The organism is Vibrio sp. CyArs1 (assembly GCF_022432925.1).
Classification (GTDB): Bacteria; Pseudomonadota; Gammaproteobacteria; order Enterobacterales; family Vibrionaceae; genus Vibrio; species Vibrio mediterranei.
Map to the genome: position 1 here is coordinate 150,296 of NZ_JAKRBO010000002.1, position 18,481 is coordinate 168,776.

General features: G+C 42.9%; 16 protein-coding genes. 1 reads left to right on the plus strand and 15 read right to left on the minus strand.

All coding sequences use genetic code 11. The features are described from left to right. Positions 1 to 91: 91 nt before the first annotated feature. From uspE to ccoN, 10 genes are all read right to left on the minus strand, one after another. Positions 92 to 1,036: a universal stress protein UspE gene (gene uspE / locus MMA19_RS07365; protein ID WP_006074483.1), complete on the minus strand. Its 945-nt coding sequence runs from the start codon at positions 1,034 to 1,036 to the stop codon at positions 92 to 94. A gap of 158 nt (positions 1,037 to 1,194) precedes the next feature. Then, entirely contained in the window at positions 1,195 to 1,941 is a 747-nt protein-coding gene (locus MMA19_RS07370) for an FNR family transcription factor (protein ID WP_006074485.1), read from the minus strand. Between the two features lie 91 nt (positions 1,942 to 2,032). Continuing rightward, positions 2,033 to 2,707 (minus strand): sulfite exporter TauE/SafE family protein, encoded by a 675-nt coding sequence (locus MMA19_RS07375; RefSeq protein WP_006074486.1) that lies wholly within the window; start codon positions 2,705 to 2,707, stop codon positions 2,033 to 2,035. Continuing rightward, positions 2,704 to 2,883, minus strand: coding sequence for a cbb3-type cytochrome oxidase assembly protein CcoS (ccoS, locus tag MMA19_RS07380; protein WP_006074487.1), 180 nt, complete (start codon positions 2,881 to 2,883; stop codon positions 2,704 to 2,706). Before ccoS ends, MMA19_RS07375 begins: the two co-directional genes overlap by 4 nt. Before the next feature lies 1 nt (position 2,884). Continuing rightward, the gene (locus MMA19_RS07385; RefSeq protein WP_240205892.1) at positions 2,885 to 5,254 is read right to left on the minus strand and encodes a heavy metal translocating P-type ATPase; all 2,370 of its coding nucleotides are present in this window, start codon (positions 5,252 to 5,254) and stop codon (positions 2,885 to 2,887) included. Positions 5,255 to 5,257: 3 nt separating this feature from the next. Further along, the gene (locus tag MMA19_RS07390) at positions 5,258 to 5,737 is read right to left on the minus strand and encodes a FixH family protein (RefSeq protein WP_006074489.1); all 480 of its coding nucleotides are present in this window, start codon (positions 5,735 to 5,737) and stop codon (positions 5,258 to 5,260) included. 89 nt (positions 5,738 to 5,826) lie between these two features. Beyond that, a complete protein-coding gene (gene ccoP, locus MMA19_RS07395; RefSeq protein ID WP_006074493.1) occupies positions 5,827 to 6,801 on the minus strand; it encodes a cytochrome-c oxidase, cbb3-type subunit III in 975 nt (324 codons plus the stop codon). After that, the gene (locus MMA19_RS07400) at positions 6,801 to 6,974 is read right to left on the minus strand and encodes a CcoQ/FixQ family Cbb3-type cytochrome c oxidase assembly chaperone (RefSeq protein WP_006074494.1); all 174 of its coding nucleotides are present in this window, start codon (positions 6,972 to 6,974) and stop codon (positions 6,801 to 6,803) included. Before MMA19_RS07400 ends, ccoP begins: the two co-directional genes overlap by 1 nt. A 10-nt stretch (positions 6,975 to 6,984) precedes the next feature. Then, entirely contained in the window at positions 6,985 to 7,605 is a 621-nt protein-coding gene (ccoO, locus tag MMA19_RS07405) for a cytochrome-c oxidase, cbb3-type subunit II (RefSeq protein ID WP_006074497.1), read from the minus strand. Positions 7,606 to 7,616: 11 nt separating this feature from the next. Then, positions 7,617 to 9,044 (minus strand): cytochrome-c oxidase, cbb3-type subunit I, encoded by a 1,428-nt coding sequence (ccoN, locus tag MMA19_RS07410; protein WP_006074498.1) that lies wholly within the window; start codon positions 9,042 to 9,044, stop codon positions 7,617 to 7,619. Between the two features lie 259 nt (positions 9,045 to 9,303). On the opposite strand from ccoN, the gene MMA19_RS07415 reads away from it, so the two are divergent. Beyond that, a complete protein-coding gene (locus MMA19_RS07415) occupies positions 9,304 to 9,666 on the plus strand; it encodes a hypothetical protein (protein ID WP_006074499.1) in 363 nt (120 codons plus the stop codon). A gap of 19 nt (positions 9,667 to 9,685) precedes the next feature. Here the strand turns inward: MMA19_RS07415 and MMA19_RS07420 are convergent, their stop codons facing one another. The 5 genes from MMA19_RS07420 to MMA19_RS07440 are packed head-to-tail and all read right to left on the minus strand — an operon-like array spanning position 9,686 to position 18,427. Then, positions 9,686 to 11,833, minus strand: coding sequence for an ATP-binding cassette domain-containing protein (locus tag MMA19_RS07420; RefSeq protein WP_006074500.1), 2,148 nt, complete (start codon positions 11,831 to 11,833; stop codon positions 9,686 to 9,688). Further along, positions 11,830 to 13,428 (minus strand): ABC transporter transmembrane domain-containing protein, encoded by a 1,599-nt coding sequence (locus MMA19_RS07425; protein WP_006074503.1) that lies wholly within the window; start codon positions 13,426 to 13,428, stop codon positions 11,830 to 11,832. Before MMA19_RS07425 ends, MMA19_RS07420 begins: the two co-directional genes overlap by 4 nt. 41 nt (positions 13,429 to 13,469) lie before the next feature. After that, complete coding sequence (locus MMA19_RS07430) at positions 13,470 to 14,855, minus strand: TolC family protein (RefSeq protein ID WP_240205893.1); 1,386 nt, start codon at positions 14,853 to 14,855, stop codon at positions 13,470 to 13,472. Next, on the minus strand, positions 14,830 to 17,064 hold the full coding sequence (locus MMA19_RS07435) for a response regulator (protein ID WP_164491405.1): 2,235 nt from the start codon (positions 17,062 to 17,064) through the stop codon (positions 14,830 to 14,832). The genes MMA19_RS07430 and MMA19_RS07435 overlap by 26 nt, the downstream gene beginning before the upstream one ends. 16 nt (positions 17,065 to 17,080) lie before the next feature. Then, the gene (locus tag MMA19_RS07440) at positions 17,081 to 18,427 is read right to left on the minus strand and encodes an HlyD family type I secretion periplasmic adaptor subunit (protein ID WP_006074508.1); all 1,347 of its coding nucleotides are present in this window, start codon (positions 18,425 to 18,427) and stop codon (positions 17,081 to 17,083) included. Positions 18,428 to 18,481 lie beyond the last annotated feature (54 nt).

Sequence of the window (18,481 nt, forward strand, 5' to 3'; positions counted from 1 at the left end):
TATATCTTTATACATTCCCAATCCAGAATCATGTTAAGGATTCAATGTCCTGTTCAAGTCTATTCCTGCCTGCATAGGGGAAACGTACTTATCAGGCTTGGCTTGGGTCTAATGGGCTGATGTAACCTTCAGGTTTCAATGCCATTACGTCACAGTTTATCTTATCAATCACATGTTCAGCCGTATTGCCGATGAACACCGCCGATAAGCCCGTACGTCCAGTAGTACCAAGTATGACCATACCTGCATCAAGCTGACGTGATACATCAGGGATGATATCTTCCGGCAAGCCTTGTTCAACAATAGTATGCTCTTCTGAATAACCGTGTTTTTGTCTTAGAGCTTTCATCGCTGTCAAATGATGGCCACGAACTGCATCGGTATAGGTTGCAGGATCGAACTCAGGAAGCTCAATAGTAATATTTGCTGGGGTGACAGGGTAGGCGTTAACCAAATAACCCGTTGCGCCAAGGCGTTCAGTTAAACTATCAAGCTGTTTGACCATACAGTCATTAAGATCGATGTGGGTTGGGTTTTCAGAGCCAACATGCACTGATGCAATAATGTTAGCGTGTTCTGGCCAGTCTGAATTTTTAACCAGTAATACAGGCACTGGGCATTTTCTTAACAAATGCCAATCTGTCGGGGTGAAAATGACAGACTCTAAGATGTCGTGCTTGCGCGTCGCTTTAATGACAATATCGTGCTTTCCTTCAAACACTTCTTCTACGATGGCGACATAAGGGCGATTGTGCCAAACCACTTTCACATCGAAATCAAAACTGTCATCGATAAACGGTTTGGCAACATTGCGCATCCACTCTTCACGTTGCTGAATCACACCGCGTCGCATTGCGTCACGCTCTTCATGCGAAAGCATGGATGTCATATCGTAGGAAAAGTCGTAGATAGATAAGAAGAACGAAATATGGCTTCTGGATTTACTCTTCTTAGCAAGTTGAACCGCACGAGCAAGGGCAGGTTGCTCATCGCTATTGAGGTTCGCAACGACGAGGATTTTACTGTAAATGCTCATAGATACTCCCTACCTATTTGGGCTATAACCTAAATTAACTTTAGCGCAAATCTATGAATTTTTTTAGAAAAATTGGAGAACAGGTAGGTAGAAATTTGAAGTGGCTCATCATAGAGCCACTTTTTGAAAGGTTGTAGAGTTCTGATAAAAACGTCAGTTTACTCTTTGGTAACGCCAGCCATTTCCATCAAAGCGTCGTGATCGATAATGGTAATGTATTTACCTTTTACACTTAATACTTCAGATTTTTGGAAGCGACCCAATAGGCGACTGATTGTTTCGACAGTCAGACCAAGGTAGTTACCAATGTCACCACGAGTCATAGTGAGACGGAATTCTCTAGGGCTAAAGCCTCGTTGAGAAAAGCGTGTCGACAAATTATATAAGAAAGCGGCTAAACGCTCCTCTGCGTTCTTTTTAGAAAGCAGTAGAATCATTTCTTGGTCGCCTTTGATCTCGTTCGACATCAAACGCATAATTTGTTGACGAAGCTTAGGCATTTTTCCTGACAAATCATCTAGAATTTCGTAAGGAATCTCGCAAACCATTGATGTTTCAAGTGCTTGTGCAAAACTAGGGTGTTCATCACCCGTAATTGCGTCAAAACCTACAAGATCACCAGCAAGGTGGAATGCTGTAATTTGCTCGTCACCTTGTTCTGTGATGGTATAGCTCTTGATTGTGCCAGAGCGAATAGCATAGAGAGACTTAAGTTCATCACCCGCTTTAAAAAGCTCTTGGCCTTTTTGAATCGGCTTTTTACGTTCAATGATTTGGTCGAGTTGATCGAGCTCAGATTCATTCAAAGTAAAGGGGATACACAGCTGACTAATACTACAATCTTGACAATGGATGGCACAGCCACCGGACTGAATACGTTTTGCTACAGGTTTTTCAGAAATCATAACAACCTTTCACTATTTGATGTACATCAAGATTTTATCATTCATTACCCCTTAAGGGTAGCTAAAAAATCAATGATAAAACAATCATCTATTAGTTTGCGTTAAAAATCATCACCGATTCATAACCTGTATACAGGCCATATACAAGTATAGAAATCGCTGCGATATTACGGAATATGAGCGAATTTTGCAGGTTTTTTAATTTTGTTGCGCTCGTTCCAACAAGTAGCATCGCTGGCAGTGTACCTAGTCCAAACGCTAACATGGTGGCGGCGCCTCCCAATGCGCTTCCAGAAACCGCTGCCCACGTTAATGTTGAATAAACAAGTCCACAAGGCAACCAGCCCCAAAGAAAACCAAAGGGGATAGCATAGCTGCTGTGCTTTAAAGGAAGTAATTGGTTTGCGAAAGGTGAAATTCGTTTCCATAACGACTGACCCAGCTTTTCAACAATTAACAAGCCATTCCACCAACGCCCTACGTAGAAGGCAAGCAACACCATAAAGGCGGCTGCAATGATGCGCAGAATAGCAAGTGCATGATTAAACTGGGAAAGCGACGCAATCCCTGCAATCGTTCCACCTACAACACTACCTATCAATGCATAACTGATCAAACGGCCAAGATTGTAATTGACGATAAGAGTGGTAGGGGTTTTATTCGGTTGTCCGATAGAAAGGAGGGAGGCTATGCCACCACACATTCCCATGCAGTGGCCGGCGCCGAGTAAGCCGATAGTAAAGGCGCCTAATAGATCCAATGTCACTCTTTTGAATCCTTCTTGGTATCCTTTTTCTGCTCTACATCTTCATCAAACAGAATATTGTGACCTTGTCTTTCAAGATCTTCAAACTGCTCACTCTTTACTGCCCATAGGAAGATACCAACTGCGACACAAACTAAGACAATAGCAATTGGGATCAATATGTAGATGCTTTCCATGTTACTTACCTTCTTCTTTGAGCAAGCGCAGCGAGTTTGAAACAACGATGATAGAACTCGCTGACATTCCTACTACTGCGATGTAAGGCGCGACAAGACCTGCAACCGCGAGAGGTAGGATGAGAAGATTATACCCTAAAGACCAAGCTAGGTTCTCTCTAATAATCTTTCTTGTTCTTATCGCTAACTCTCGAGCAGTCAAGATCTTATCAAGTCGGTCTCCTAGCAACACTAAATCTGCCGAAGCTTTAGCAACGTCCGTACCGCCACCCATAGCAATAGACAGGTGAGCGCCCGCCAGAGTTGGTGCATCATTAATACCATCGCCGATCATCATAGATACATCATTACTACCCAGAGATTTAAGATAGTCTAGCTTATCACTTGGTGAAGCACTGGCGACCACGTCATCGATACCCACTTCTTTTGCAACTACTTCGGCATTTGCCATCGTATCGCCAGTTAACAATGTGGTTTTTACACCTGCCGCACGCATCTTATCAATGAACTCAGCAGCTTCTTTTCGAATCGGATCTCGGTATATAAATGTCGCTACATGTTCACCATTGATAGACATATATACGCTGTTACGAGCATTATCGGTTCTACCAAGTACAAAAGAAGCATTGCCTATTTTTACTAAGGAATCACCGAAATACCCCGTCAGCCCAGAGCCGATAACGTTTTCGACGCTGTTCACCACTAATTCACGGTTTAAGTATGGTTTAAACGCGCGAGCAATAGGATGGTTGGCATGACTTTCAAGAGCGGCTGCTAACTCCAACGCTTGCTGCTCTGATAAATCACCAAACAAATTGGTTTTAGCAATTTCGATGTCGCCATGTGTCAACGTTCCCGTTTTATCGACAACAAGATGATTTACCTTACATAAGGTCTCAAAGACATGACCTCTACGAGACAAAATACCAAGAGTGCCCATTCTTGAACTAGAGCAAGTAATCGCTGTAGGAGTCGCCAGCGAAAGAGCACAAGGGCAGGTTGCAACAAGGACAGACAACATGATCCAGAATGCGTCGTCTGGCTTAGTCTGATGCCAATAGAACCATGTTCCTGCAGCGATAATTAATATAATTGCCACAAAATAGCGTGCAACGATATCGGCTATTTCAGCTATCTTGGGCTTAGTTAACTGCGCTTCATCTTGCAACCTCACAATGCTTGAGATCATGGAGTCAGCTTTGGTCGAGCGCACTTCTAAGTCGAAAGCTTCATCGCCATTCAACGTACCTGCATACACAAAGTCGTCTTTGCTTTTAACTACAGGCAGAGATTCACCAGTCAGCATCGACTCATCGATATGAATACGACCACTTAGCACGATCCCATCTGCTGGGATATGTTCACCTGGTAGTACTTTGATCTGGTCACCGATTTGTAGTGATTTTACTGGTACTTGGTCGCCATCTAATTTGTTGGCTATCGCAGGAACAAGCTTAAGCAGGTTACCGCTTGCTGCAGCTGCCTTACGACGAGCACGCATCTCTAGATACCGTCCAACGAGCAAGAAGAAGGTGAACATAGAGATCGATTCAAAGAACACCTCACCTTTTTCTGCCACGGTAGCAACTAAACTGGCCACGTATGCAAGAATGAGAGCGATGGAGACAGGAACATCCATCCCTAGTGTTCGACCTCTAATACTTCTCCAAGCATTGATATAAAACGGTAGGGCGGAATATAGAAGAACAGGCGTTGCGAATATCAAACTGACCCATCGGAAATAGTTTTTAAATTCCGGTTCTAAATCACCAAACACCTCTAGATACAATGCCACTGCAAGCATCATAACTTGCATGGTGGCGAGGCCAGCAATACCCAGACGATATAGATACTGCTTCATGGTAGCGTGGTAAGCAGCCTCTTGTTTATCGGCCTCAAAAGGTGCTGCTTTGTAGCCTAAAGAATGGATAGAAGAGAGCAGTTGGCTGAGTTGTGTTTTGGTTTTGTCCCACTTAAGCAGAGCACGGTTGGTGGTTGTATTAACGCGAATAGACAGCACACCAGGCTCGACAGCCATACGTTTTTCTATTAACCACGCACAAGCCGCGCAGGATACACCATCAAGTGACAATGTCACCTCTTTGGTATCTTCGTTGTTCCGTACAAATTCAGCTTGTACATCTTCATTGTCATAATGAATTAGCGACCGCAATTGTTCTGGGACGAGATCGGCTTTCTCTGCCGGTGCTGTTCGATATTGATAGTAGGAGACTAATCCGCTATCCACGATGGTTTGAGCCACGCTTTCACAGCCGGGACAACACATGTCCCGTTCTGCACCTAATATGTCTACGCTGAAGCTCGTGTTGGCTGGTACATCTTCACCGCAGTGATAACACGTCTTACACATAATCTAATCTAACAACACTACATCAGTTTCAGTTGGAAAAGTGACTCGACCTTGAACCATCCACGCTTGGTCATGTGGCTGTAGTTCAACGAACCAAGGCCCTTGCACATCATGGTCCAATATAAGGCGATAAGTGCCTTTAGCATCGGCAGTTAAGAGTTTTTCAAAGTCTCTATCCGGCAGAGTACGGTGAGTAAAAGTAGCAGTGAGAGCTGGAAAGTGGGGCAGTTGACCTTTCTGAAGCGTAATCAGAATAGTGTCTCCAGCAGACGAAACCGTAGCATTTAGCCCCAATTCTTTAGCGACATTAATCTTGGTTAGATCAACGTTAATTCCCTTGCCTTTTTTATAGTAATCCTCGGCAACCAGATTGACTTTGTTGTCTAATAACAGTGAAATTCTGTAGACAGTTGCAATCACAACGATAAGCGGCAACGCGATTAGAAACCACGGCCAGAATTGTTTATACCAAGGCTTTACCATAAAAAAGTTCTCAACAGCTAACTAAGAAAGAAATTATAATTTATCTAGAAAAGACAGCCCCTTACAAGGGGCTGTTATTGAAATGTTACTTATTTGTCGGAATTACTTAGGCTCCAAACGTACGCTGAAACCAGCTGTACTTTTTCTTCACCTAGAATGTCTTTCCATGCTGGCATAACACCAGAACGACCATTCATGACTGTTTCAGTCACAGCAGCACGAGAATCACCAAATAGCCAAACTTGGTCAGTCAGATCAGGAGCACCTACAGCAGGGTTACCCTTACCGTCTGTACCGTGACACGCTGCACAGACTACAAAACGAGCTTTGCCTGCTTCAGCTTCACGTGCGTTAACTTTACGACCTGATAGGCTCAGTGTGTAGCTGACTACTTCACGAACGCCATCTTCGCCCAATGCGTCTTTCCACGCTGGCATTTGACCGATACGACCCTGCATAACAGTAGTTACGATAGCTTCTGGTTCACCACCATATAGCCACGCATCGTCCGTTAGATTAGGGAAGCCAGTTTGACCACGCGCATCTGAGCCGTGACATTGAGAGCAGTTTTGTAGGAACAAACGTTGACCCACTTTGATTGCTTCACTGTCTGCTGCGATTTCTGGGATAGGGCGCAACGCACCATCCGAAGACTTCGCTAGACGGTTGAATGCCTCACCAAAGTGAGTTTCTGCGTCATCTAGCTCTTTTGCATACTGTACAAGAGACTTGTTGCTCTGTGCAGCGGCAATCGATGCTTTTGACTCTTCAATCGAACGTACTGTTTGGTCCGAACTTTGCCAGCCTAGAAGGCCTTTATAACTACCTAGACCCGGATATAGCGCAAGGTAGATTGCTGCAAATACGAACGTACCGACGAACAAATAAGTCCACCACTTAGGCAGTGGGTTGTTTAGTTCACGAATACCATCGTACTCGTGTCCCATATCTTCGCCTTCTTCGACACCCATTTTGTCGCGAACACACCAATACAGGATAGCTGCGCAACCAAGCAACGTGCCGACAGTGATGACAATAATCCATAGACTCCAGAATGTAGTCATTACTTAGTCACTCCTTTTTCTTCGGAGGTGGGTTTTTGCTCGTCAGCGAATACTAGGTTTGCATCTTCTTCGAATCGTGATTTACGACTTTTACCGAAAGCCCACCACACAACACCGATAAAGCTCGCGAACAAAACTATGGTCCAAATACTGTGAATAGTACCGATATCCATAAGCCCCTCCTTATTTCATCGCATGGCCTAAAGATTGAAGATAAGCAATGATGGCGTCCATCTCTGTTTTACCTTCTACGTCTTTAGATGCATTTGCGATTTGCTCGTCCGTGTATGGAACACCAAATTGATTACGGAAGATCTCAAGTTTCTTCTGCGTCAGTTTGCCATCCAGTACGTTTTCCTCAAGCCAAGGGAAGCCTGGCATGTTTGATTCTGGAACCAATTCACGAGGATCAATTAGGTGAACACGATGCCACTCATCTGAGTAACGTCCACCAACACGAGCTAGATCTGGGCCAGTACGCTTAGAACCCCATAGGAATGGGTGTTCCCATACGCTTTCACCAGCGACAGAGTAGTGACCGTAACGCTCAGTCTCTGAACGGAATGGGCGAATCATTTGGCTGTGACAAACGTTACAACCTTCACGAATATAGATATCGCGACCTTCCATTTCTAGTGCACTGTACGCACGTAGGTTTTTCACAGGTTCAGTCGTTTGCTTTTGGAAAATCAGTGGTGTGATTTCAACAAGTGCGCCCAAGCTGATTGCGAATACGATTAGGATAGCCAGTAAGCCAACGTTACGTTCAACGACTTCATGGCGATTGTTAGAGTTTGAGCTCATTTTTAATCTCCTTAAGCCGGTTGAGGGATAGCTTTCAAGCTACCTTTCGTTGCAGTGATTGTCTTATAAGCGTTGTATGCCATTAGGAACATACCTGCTAGGAAGATGAAACCACCAATGAAACGAACGGTATAGAATGGGTAAGACGCTTGTACAGATTCTACGAAGCTGTAAGTCAGCGTACCGTCTGAGTTAACTGCACGCCACATTAGACCTTGCATTACACCTGAGATCCACATTGCTACGATGTAGAGCACCGTACCAATTGTAGCCAACCAGAAGTGAGCATTAATAAGACCTACAGAGTACATGCGCTCTTGGCCGAATAGGCGAGGGATTAGGTGGTATACCGAACCGATAGATACCATCGCAACCCAACCTAGAGCACCAGAGTGTACGTGACCGATAGTCCAGTCAGTGTAGTGAGACAATGCGTTAACTGTCTTAATAGACATCATCGGGCCTTCGAACGTTGACATACCGTAGAACGACAGAGAAACGATCAAGAAACGAAGAATTGGGTCGTAACGCAGCTTATGCCAAGCACCAGACAGCGTCATGATACCGTTGATCATACCACCCCAAGAAGGCGCGAATAGAACCAAAGACATCACCATACCTAAAGACTGAGTCCAGTCAGGTAGAGCTGTATAGTGTAGGTGGTGAGGACCAGCCCAGATATACAGAGAAACAAGCGCCCAGAAGTGAACGATCGATAGACGGTAAGAGTAAACAGGACGTTCAGCTTGCTTTGGTACGAAGTAGTACATCATACCTAAGAAACCTGCCGTAAGAAGGAAACCTACCGCGTTGTGACCATACCACCATTGAACCATCGCATCGACGGCACCAGAGTACACAGAGTAAGATTTACCCATTGATACTGGAATTGCCATACTGTTCACGATATGAAGTACCGCGACGGTAATGATGAACGCTCCAAAGAACCAGTTCGCTACATAGATATGCGATGTCTTTCGCTTGATAAGTGTTCCAAAGAACACAATCGCGTAAGATACCCATACCACTGCAATAGCGATATCGATTGGCCATTCTAATTCTGCGTATTCTTTACCAGAGGTGAAACCCAACGGTAAAGTAATTGCAGCGGCTAAAATAATTGCTTGCCATCCCCAAAAGGTGAATGCGACAAGAGGGCCCCCAAATAATCTCGTTTGACACGTACGCTGCACAACATAATAAGACGTTGCAAACAGAGCACTAGTACCAAACGCAAAGATTACCGCATTAGTATGCAAAGGACGTAAACGACTGTACGTCAACCACGGCGTATCAAAGTTGAGCTGTGGCCAAACTAATTGAGCGGCAATCAAAACACCTACTGCCATACCAACAATACCCCAAAGAATCGTCACTAAAGTGAACTGGCGTACGACGGTATAGTTGTAGACTTGTTCAAGCTGCTTTTCTTGGCTCATTAACATGCTTCCAATTTTCTAATTAACTACACTTTACTTCCAACACGACACATGTCGTAATGCTACCCAACCCTTCAGAAGAACTAACGCCTAATCAAAACGTTACTCAGCTTTCGGGATTTAACAAAAAGTAGCATTTTCAGCCAACAATAATACTTCAATTAACAAATCAAAAACAGGGTAGTAACCTTATGGTTGGTCGGGTTTTTGACCATTTATTTCAAAACTTTGAAGTTTGTTACACGGAGAACACGTAAATATGCCAGCACAGAAGTTAACAAAAGGTAGGCTTGTTCAAATTATCATCATGATGGTGGTGCTAATTGCAGCATTTACATACAGAACCATTAGCCATAAGGAGTCTAGCGAGGTTGTTTGTCAATCTTCACAACCATGTGAGGTCAAATTTCAAGACAAAAATGTCCGTTTTCTGTATCAAGATTCAACAAACACGCTCGCGGTCACAAAATCAGAAGATTTAACGATTAAAGGCTCAAAAAGTGACGGTTCAGCGTTAAATGTGACCGCCACTATGAACATAAGTAAAGATGAAATGCCGGTAACATTCGTGATCTCAGACGATAGTGATAATTCTGTTAAGGTAGATATTCTGCCAAGATAGAAATTGTGTAGTAGAGATTTTAAGTTCCCATTGCGTTCATTACTTTATCAGGCGTACCGAAGTATTTCTGAGAGCCATCTTTATCCAAAAGTAAACAATGTGTTGCGCTAGAAATTAATGTAGGCGCTACGGTTGTATAGATGACAGTTTTGTCTCTTAACACACCGGCGAACAGCTGATTAATATAAGTCGCATGTTCAATTTCAACGCCTATCAGGGGCTCATCAATCAGAATGATCTTTTGACTCATATCTGCGAGCCCTATGGCCAACCTCAACCTTTGTAGTAATCCAGAAGGTAGATGAGCAAGCATCTCTGTATTTATATGTGTCTCTAGGCCTTGCTCAAAGAATTTCTCTAGCCCGAGCAAAGTAAAGGATCTCATCATTTGTTCTTTTGAAATTACGCCATTATGCAGGATGTAATTCGATTCCAGTGAACCTTCATAAAGATGGAGGTCAAATGGAATATAGCTAATGCCTTTTCTATATCGATAGTTGTTGAACTGTTTAATATTATAACCGTCCAGTAGCACACTGCCTTGATATCTAGGCTCCAAGCCAGCAATAAGAGTCAACAAGGTCGTCTTACCACAACCTGCTGGTCCTGAGATTGCAACTTTGCTCCCAGGGGTAATATGTAGGCTCAAGTTCGTCAGACCTGTCGTCGCACCTTGATAGCGATGAACCAAGCCACTCACCGCCACTTCACCATTAAACTGTCTAATTGGAGGGCTTTTCTCAATCGACGTTTTGTCATCATCAAGTGACATCAAGGCATTAATCTGTGCAGTGGAAGATTGAATAGTTTTGAATTTAGCCAAAGAGTTGTAGATCCCCATAATTGGCCCTAGAGCTTTCCAGACTAAGATAACGGTTGCTAGCATTGCGCCAGCACTTGCTGTGCCGTCAATTACCCCTATGACTGCGGTAACAATTGCTGCCGTGCCAACGGCTTGGATTAAGCCGCCACCAATAGCTTGAATCTTAGCATTTACCTTAGCGACAAATGCAGCATCGTTGGAGCTTTGCTCATGTGCGGCTCTGAATCTAGATTGAATAACTCGCAACAAAGGTAGTCCTTGTAGGGTAGTAATGCCTCTAAGGATTTCATTCCATTGATATGACACCATCGCGTTAGCACGCGAACTTTGTGACGTTGCTTGAGTATAGATATAGCGAGCGTACAAACAGAATACGATCATAACAAAGATGCCTGCGATGACAGTCAACGCAGCCGAGCCAGATAGAATAGTGATAGCGAGAATAAATAGCGCAACAAAAGGCAAGTCGAAATAGCTCAACGTAGATTCCGCGGTGACTAGCTTTCTGAATTGGTCGATATCTCGCAGCCTTGCTAATTGGGATGACACCCCAGCGCTGGAAGTCATTGAATAAGGCAGCCAAAGCAGTTTGGCGATGACATTTCTAGAGATATGGACAGCTAAATCTTGCCCTGATGTAGAAAGAATACGCATACGAACACGTCGAAATAAGAACTCGGCCATTGCGAGAAATATCGCAAACACTGTCAGCCAATACAGGGTCGACACAGAACTGGAAGAGAGCGCAAAATTATAGACACCCATAATAAAGAATGGCTGCAATGCACTGAGAATGTTAATGATCAAAGAAAGGAACACTAAGCTTTTGAATTCATTATTGTAGCGATAGAAAGTGTATTTCACCCAATTGCTTTTATCTTGAGTCTCAGGAGGCGGCTCTCGGAATAGCTTCGAGTATTCTGAGATGATGGTTAAAGAGAAGTTCAAACCATCTATAGGAATTGAGATAGTATTGTTGTTGCGATAATCGAATAACACCGCATTATTGCCTTCCACTTCAAGCAAGACCGCTGATAGCTTATCCAATTCTATGAAGCAAGGAAGCCTAGCCGCTTTGAGATCCTCAACGACGGCACGCTTAAACTCAGTCGTTCGGCACTGATAACCAAGCCTTGAGAGTGTTAATTCAAAGCCATGCTGGTCGTTATCACCGGGAGTAAAGGCATCGGATAAAATACTTGGTGTGCCTTCCCATTCTAAAGAAATCAATGTGTAAGCAAGGCCACGTAACAAAGGGGACTCTTGATATCTGAATTCAAACCCTTCAGCTTCAAAATCCTTTAGTCGCTGGGAAACATTATTGAAATCGACCAGTATCGTCATAAGTGAGCTCTCTCTTTAGAAAGTTTGATCGACTTCAACCCATACGATTCTGGTCGGATTTTATTACTTACGATAATAAGAAACTGACCAGAAGACTTAGGAACGAGCATAGACACGACTCGCTGTGCAAAGTCTGGGTCGAAAACCGTATCGATATCGTCAAGAATCACCAATTTCTTCTGACTAAGCATGGCGCGAATGATCAGCAAGGCATATTGCACTTGCCTAGATAGTGGGATAGTTTTATTTCCCTTCAGTTGGGTATAGAACCCTTGCTCTAAGGCATCGATTTCGTTTTTAACTGCAAGTCCTTTGCACAAAGTAAACGCGGCACCGTTTAACATAGGTCTAAAGCAGGTTAAGTTATCTATGATTGAGCCTTCAACAAAGCCACTGTTCCGATCGATTCGGTGAACTTGTTCGCGCCATGAATGGTAAGGTAGCTCAGACAACAATAAATCACCTATACGAATCACTGTATCGCCACATTCGTTATCGCAAGTTAGACTTCGAGTTAGATGACTTTTACCTGAACCCGAAGGACCTTGAAGTAGGATAGGCTCTCCACGATTGATAATGATTCGCTGTTTTTCATCGAGTTGAATCGTAATGTCATCAAAACTATGGGGCGCATGAACTTCATGTGATTTTTCAAAATGTTCTAATGCTAAGATCTCCGATATCTCAATGATCTGCACTCTATTTAGCTTCCAACGTCCAATAGTCCTCATTACTTGCTGATAGGGTGAGAAATAACGGTTGGTAAGCATAATGATGGCGGCCATCACGCCTTGTGTTGCCTCTAAGTTAATGACAGATATTGCAAGCAACACCACTACGACGGCTATCGATAGTTGTTGAATCAAGGTCAAGATTAGATTGAAGTGCGATTCGAGGTTTTCGTACTCAATGCTCTTTTTCTCACGTGCTTTAATCATATCGGTCATTAAACTTTCAAGCCGATATTCCATGGTTCGACTCTTGTTATCTAACGGGCTCGATACGATCTCAATGATTTTTGAGTTAGTCAGTCCTTCAATCTCTGATTTGGTTTGCTGGGCAGAAACTTTACGATTTGAAATGCGAAATGCGGCGATAGCTAGGACTAGAGAAGCGACAAAGAGCGCAATTCCAGCCCATAAATTAATGATGGTGATAACCGCTATGGTAATAACGCTAACGGCCGAATTGATAATTGCACGAACAACTTCACCACCGAAAAAATTCTTTAACTCTGGAATCGCAGCAATGCGCTCCAAATACTGGCCGGGCTCCAAGCGGCTAAACTCAGGGATTTGAGCCAGACAAATAGCTCTAAATACTTTGTTGGTAAGCCGCTGTTCGAAACTCTTCATCAAAGAAGCGGTAATGACTTCTTCTTGCATACGAAGCAAGTAATCTAAATAGATAGCCACAAGAATAATTGCGAAAAGAGCAAACAGGGTATCCGTTGCTTGATTTGGCAATACTCGGTCAAAAATGATCAAGATTGAAAATGGCAAGACTAGCGCAAAAAGCGTCGACATTATTGTCGAGAAGGTTAGATAAAATTTATCCATCCAAGATATTTTCTGAGAGAAGTACGCTGTGTCCATTCTAAGTTCTCACTTTCATAAGCCGCTAGCCATTATTCTGGCTAGTTATCTTTCAAATGCTCAGGGATAACGTCTTGATAACGAATGCTCGAAGCTTCATCCATCATTTGCATGATTTTTTCAATGGTTAAAGGCGACAAGTTACCTACAAGTCGATCGAGCTTAATAGACTCGATGACATAGTCATATTTAGCACTCTCGTAATCTCTAATACTGTTAAACAACTTACTTTCAGCAGAGAGCAAGTCTGTGATTGTTCGCGTACCTAAACTATGGGCGCGCTTAATACCTTTGTATGAGGAGTAGTTAGCTTTAATAATGGTCTCGTAAGTAAAAACTGACTGGGAAAAGTCATTCAAGTTGAGAATAGAGGTTTCCACATCATTGCGAACTGTGTTTTGACTGTCCGTTAATAGCAGTTCGTTACGCTCAATGGTCTTTTTATTTTTTTGATACGAGTAATAGTCTGAACCACCAGAGGTTATTGGCACAGAAAGCACAAGCCCAACAGATTTATCGTCCGATATCCCTGTTGAGTTCGGGTTAGTCGACAGGTCGAAGTTATTCGTATCGTTATGTCGGTAACTTGCGTTTGCCGATAGATTAGGAGCAAAGTTCGAGCCCGTTTCCTTTAAAGTCCGATAACTTCGCTCCACGGTTTTTTGGGACAAGATGATATCGTTGTTAAACTTCATCGCTTGTCCCAACAAGTCTTGTTGTTGATCTAACGGGATTTCACTAAGCAGTACTTGACCTTTTAAGTCCTGAGAGGGAATTACTGGATACTGGGTTAACAAGGCAAGACGGTTTAATATAACGTCTTTGTCTTTCTGTAAACTTCTTAGCCGGTTAACAATGCCTTCCTTTTGCGCTATCACCTCATAAACTTCACTTGCTGCGACATTACCAAGCGACACATTTCGATTCATCTGTTTGAGGCGAGCCATCGACGAATCGAGTTCAGCTTTCGTCGCTCGGATTTTCGCGCCGTTTTTTAAGAACTCGAAATACTGCTCAGTAATCTGTTGAATGACTTCTTGAGTTTTTGCCTCGTTTCTTACTTCTTCAATGCTGAAATCCAGTTTACTGGTTCCATATTCGTAGATATCGCGAAGATTAAACAAACTCTGTGTCAAAGACAGACCATAACCATGATCGTTGTAGCTTGCATTAGTATCACTTACCCCGCTTAAACGAGTCGTAGTAGAGTTCCAGGTCGTTTTTACATCCGCAGAGATCGTTGGTAAGAAACTGGAACGACTCACGTCAATATCGTAGGCACTTTCTTCAACGCCTTTACGACTGGCAATAAGAGATACGTTGTTGTTTAGCCCAATCTCTACCGCTTCCAATACGGTTGCAGAATGTACTGTCATAGTGACGGTCATGCCAACTAAAAGGCTAATTAAGCTTCTGAAATGCCACATACTTCTTAATCACCTTGATAATTTCATCACTCTTGTATGGTTTGCTAATGACATAGTCCATACCTGCTTCGATACACGCTTTGTGCTCAGCAACACTGGTAAGTGCAGTGGCTCCTATAATCGTTGAAGGTGTTGTAGAGCCATTATCACTTTCATGTTTTCTGATGAGCTTGGTCGCTTCAATGCCTCCCATGCCTGGCATTATGCAGTCCATAAAAATAATGTCAGCGCGCTGAGCTTTGACCCAATCTACCGCTTCAGTTCCATCCCCAACCGTGTCGGCTTTATATTCTTGTTTCATCAAAATTCTCTTGAGCAAGAATTGCTGCACTTTGTCATCTTCAACAATCAAGAATGAGCTATTTTCCAGTGTTTCCTCAACGGACTCTGCGTTCAACGCCTCAGTTAGGTTAGGAATAAACTCATAAGGGAGAGCAGGGGTAAAGAAGACTTTGTCTACATACTCAAAGGCACTTTGCATGCCCTCAGCATGGTGTGCCAAGAGAAACAACTTGGTCTCATTTTGTTTTAATCGGGCGCTTAGTGTTTTGGCAAACGCGTCCATTTGGATACCTTCTATCGTGTCTGAAATGAGAATCGCATCAATACTGGTGCTATTGGCTGACACTCTAAATAGGTCATTGGGATCTTCACATAGTGTCACTTGAGCTCCCTGAGAGGTAAGCAAGTTGGTTAACAGATCTAAAGAGAGCCTACCTTGGCTACAAAGAACAAAATGTCGATTGTTAAGTTGCTGTGATTTGAAGGTAAAGAAGTTCTGAGCTTCCATATCAAATTCAATGACATAACGTCTTTGTTGTCCCGATTCATACCAACGAGAATCAAAATAACTGACATTACTCAAAATAGATTCTGTCCATTCATCATTAGAAGCGGTTATATCACTGCGTTCTGACCAATGAAGTGAATCAATCTTGCTACGTTCAACATTCAAGTGAGTAAGAAAGGTAACTGATAACGACATTCGTGTTTTGTCGACGTTGTCCGAGCTTTTTATCTCTACTTGAAACAGGACTTGTTTGTCATTTTGAATTTGTACTGCGCTTGAAAGTTTGAGGAACAGAATCCAAAAAAGGCTAGTTTGGTGACCGACAATGGTATTGGGAAGGTTGGTATTGAAATCACATTCAATATCTCGCTCTTCTCGATGCAGTTTACTTTTGAGATGAACAGTCAACTCAGACAAAGTGTTAAGAAAAGAGAAATGGCTATTACCTTTGTCTCTTCCTTGGGATAACAGTCGGTTGTAATTTTCAGCGAGTTCCGACAAGGTGTCTGCAGCAGAAGTAATGTCTTGTGCCAATACCGCACGACTATCTTCTGAGTCTTGAACTAAATATTGGATACCACCTTTGATCGTACTGGTAATTCCTCGTATCTCATATCCGATTAACCCATAGAGTTGTTGATTTAGGTCCGCATCTTTTTGTTGCTGATCCATCCTTTCAAATACCAATCGAAGTTTAGAGTATATATTGCGTTCGATAGGGTCTAGGTGAGCGCTATTCAAAATATCGTCGATTGATTTGGAGTCGAGAGAATCCAACCTTGATGATAGAGATTGAAAACTCTCATTGATAGAGTGTCTGTTTCTCGCCGTCTTCTTAAGTCGATACCATCCACCTAATACAACAAAAATGGCGATTAATGCTATAGCCGGAAATAGCAGAAAGAGTTTATCAATACTAGATCTAAGCTCGTTAATGGCTTGTTGATGCTCCACATAGAAGAGGTCATCAAATCGATTACGAATCTCTACATAATCTCTACTAAGCGCTTCCCTCAGTCTTTGATAATCATCTAGTGAAGTATCGTCTATCGCTTGAAACCTCAAACTCGCAAGTTCTAGGTGACTATACTCAACAGCACCGACCAAACTGACCTGAGATTTATCACTTGAAGCTAGCGATTTAAACTCCGAAAGTGCCCCCATCAGAAGGGTTAAACTTGAGTTAACACCCTCACAACTGCCACCATTAATACATGTATCTAAGTTTAATATTGTGGTCTCTAATTGTTGGTTTAAGAGTCGACTTTGCGAAATTAACGGGGTAGTAAAGTCCTGTTTAGAAGGGTGGGACAAATAGAACTGTAACGTCAACCAAATACCGAACAAGGACAGGATCATCAACGATGCAATCCCGAGTTTAATGATTGGAAAGGTGTAAATTTGATGCCTTGGTCTCATATTGATTTCACTCCCGCTATCGCTCGTCAAACGCATCATCAATCGCGGACATGACAGGCTTCATGGCGTACTCGATTACTCGGCGGTCTCCGGTTTTTATGTCTGCGGTGAACTCCATATAAGGTGACAGGCTGTATTTAGTGCCAGAGCGCTCTAGATAATCGTGGTCAATCAGAATCTTAGCGAGATAATATTCTGATTCTTCTTCTTCGTAAGAAGATCGACTTATGGAGGTAATGGTTCCAGAAAGAAAACCGTATTTAGAAAAATTGTAAGTATCAAACTTAAGCTTTACCTGTTGACCAACTTCAACGAACCCCATCTCTTTTCTTGGGATTTTTGCTTCACCATGAAGCTGATTATTTAGCGGTGCGATATCAGCAATACTTTCACCTGGCGGAATCACTGCGGAACGGAAATTGAAATGCACTTTATCAACAACACCATCTACAGGTGCATATACGACTAATCTGTCAACTTTATCCGACAATTGTGGCCTTTGAATCCGCTTTATACTGAGCTCTTTTTCTATTTGAGTAATCTGCGCTTGATACTCTGAGTTTCGATTGGCTACCAGATCTGCAAGTTGCTTATCTAAGCGCTCCAATTGGAATCTCTCATTCATGATAGATTCGTCGAGATTCTCAATCTCACGAATCATATTCGACTCTTGTACTTGCATATTCAGGACATCGACATATGAGGCCATCTCTTCCTTGTATAAGGTCTGTTTAATCCCCAATTGCTTGCGAATTAACTTGAGTTGATTGTTGGAGCTCTGTTTTCTGCGCTTCATAGAATCCACGAGGGTTTTCTTGTGCTCTATGTCATGTTCAATAAGCGTCTCACTGGATTGATTTTTACTGTTTTCTTGAGTCCAAGCTTGCACGTTTAGGCTGACTAATTTCGGAAAATCACTAAACTCAGAAAAATCGGGCTCTTGACCTAAGATCAACCCTTGATAGCGAAGACGATCCATTTCTAATTGAGTGACTTCAGAGTCATTAGTGGACAGTAACGAATTCCGGTCTAGCGACTTTAGTTTAGCGATAGGTTGACCTTCGTAAACAACGTCTCCTGGCTTAACCAATAACTCATCAAGAATGCCACCTTCAAGATGCTGCACACGCTCGATATCGGAGTCGAGAAGCAATTCTCCCCGAGAAGAGACGACGATATCTATTCGTGCTTGTGACGCTATCACAAGTAAAACCATGGATACGAGAAACGTCAGTAGCAGAGCTTTATGAACTGGAGTCATTGCACTTTTAATCTTTACTTCATCCAAATGTGCTTCATCTGTCACTGACGAGTTTTGGATTAACGCATTTCTGATGTGCTTCTCGATACTATTCTTACTCACGATCCCACCCTTGTTTTATGCCTCGACGAAAAGGCTAGGTTGAGTTAATGCTGA

Coding starts and splice junctions, on each gene's coding strand:
- uspE (WP_006074483.1), bottom strand. CDS start 1,036: ATGAGCATTTACAGTAAAATCCTCGTCGTTGCGAACCTCAATAGCGAT.
- MMA19_RS07370 (WP_006074485.1), bottom strand. CDS start 1,941: ATGATTTCTGAAAAACCTGTAGCAAAACGTATTCAGTCCGGTGGCTGT.
- ccoS (WP_006074487.1), bottom strand. CDS start 2,883: ATGGAAAGCATCTACATATTGATCCCAATTGCTATTGTCTTAGTTTGT.
- MMA19_RS07385 (WP_240205892.1), bottom strand. CDS start 5,254: ATGTGTAAGACGTGTTATCACTGCGGTGAAGATGTACCAGCCAACACG.
- MMA19_RS07390 (WP_006074489.1), bottom strand. CDS start 5,737: ATGGTAAAGCCTTGGTATAAACAATTCTGGCCGTGGTTTCTAATCGCG.
- ccoP (WP_006074493.1), bottom strand. CDS start 6,801: ATGACTACATTCTGGAGTCTATGGATTATTGTCATCACTGTCGGCACG.
- MMA19_RS07400 (WP_006074494.1), bottom strand. CDS start 6,974: ATGGATATCGGTACTATTCACAGTATTTGGACCATAGTTTTGTTCGCG.
- ccoO (WP_006074497.1), bottom strand. CDS start 7,605: ATGAGCTCAAACTCTAACAATCGCCATGAAGTCGTTGAACGTAACGTT.
- ccoN (WP_006074498.1), bottom strand. CDS start 9,044: ATGAGCCAAGAAAAGCAGCTTGAACAAGTCTACAACTATACCGTCGTA.
- MMA19_RS07415 (WP_006074499.1), top strand. CDS start 9,304: ATGCCAGCACAGAAGTTAACAAAAGGTAGGCTTGTTCAAATTATCATC.
- MMA19_RS07420 (WP_006074500.1), bottom strand. CDS start 11,833: ATGACGATACTGGTCGATTTCAATAATGTTTCCCAGCGACTAAAGGAT.
- MMA19_RS07425 (WP_006074503.1), bottom strand. CDS start 13,428: ATGGACACAGCGTACTTCTCTCAGAAAATATCTTGGATGGATAAATTT.
- MMA19_RS07430 (WP_240205893.1), bottom strand. CDS start 14,855: ATGTGGCATTTCAGAAGCTTAATTAGCCTTTTAGTTGGCATGACCGTC.
- MMA19_RS07435 (WP_164491405.1), bottom strand. CDS start 17,064: ATGAGACCAAGGCATCAAATTTACACCTTTCCAATCATTAAACTCGGG.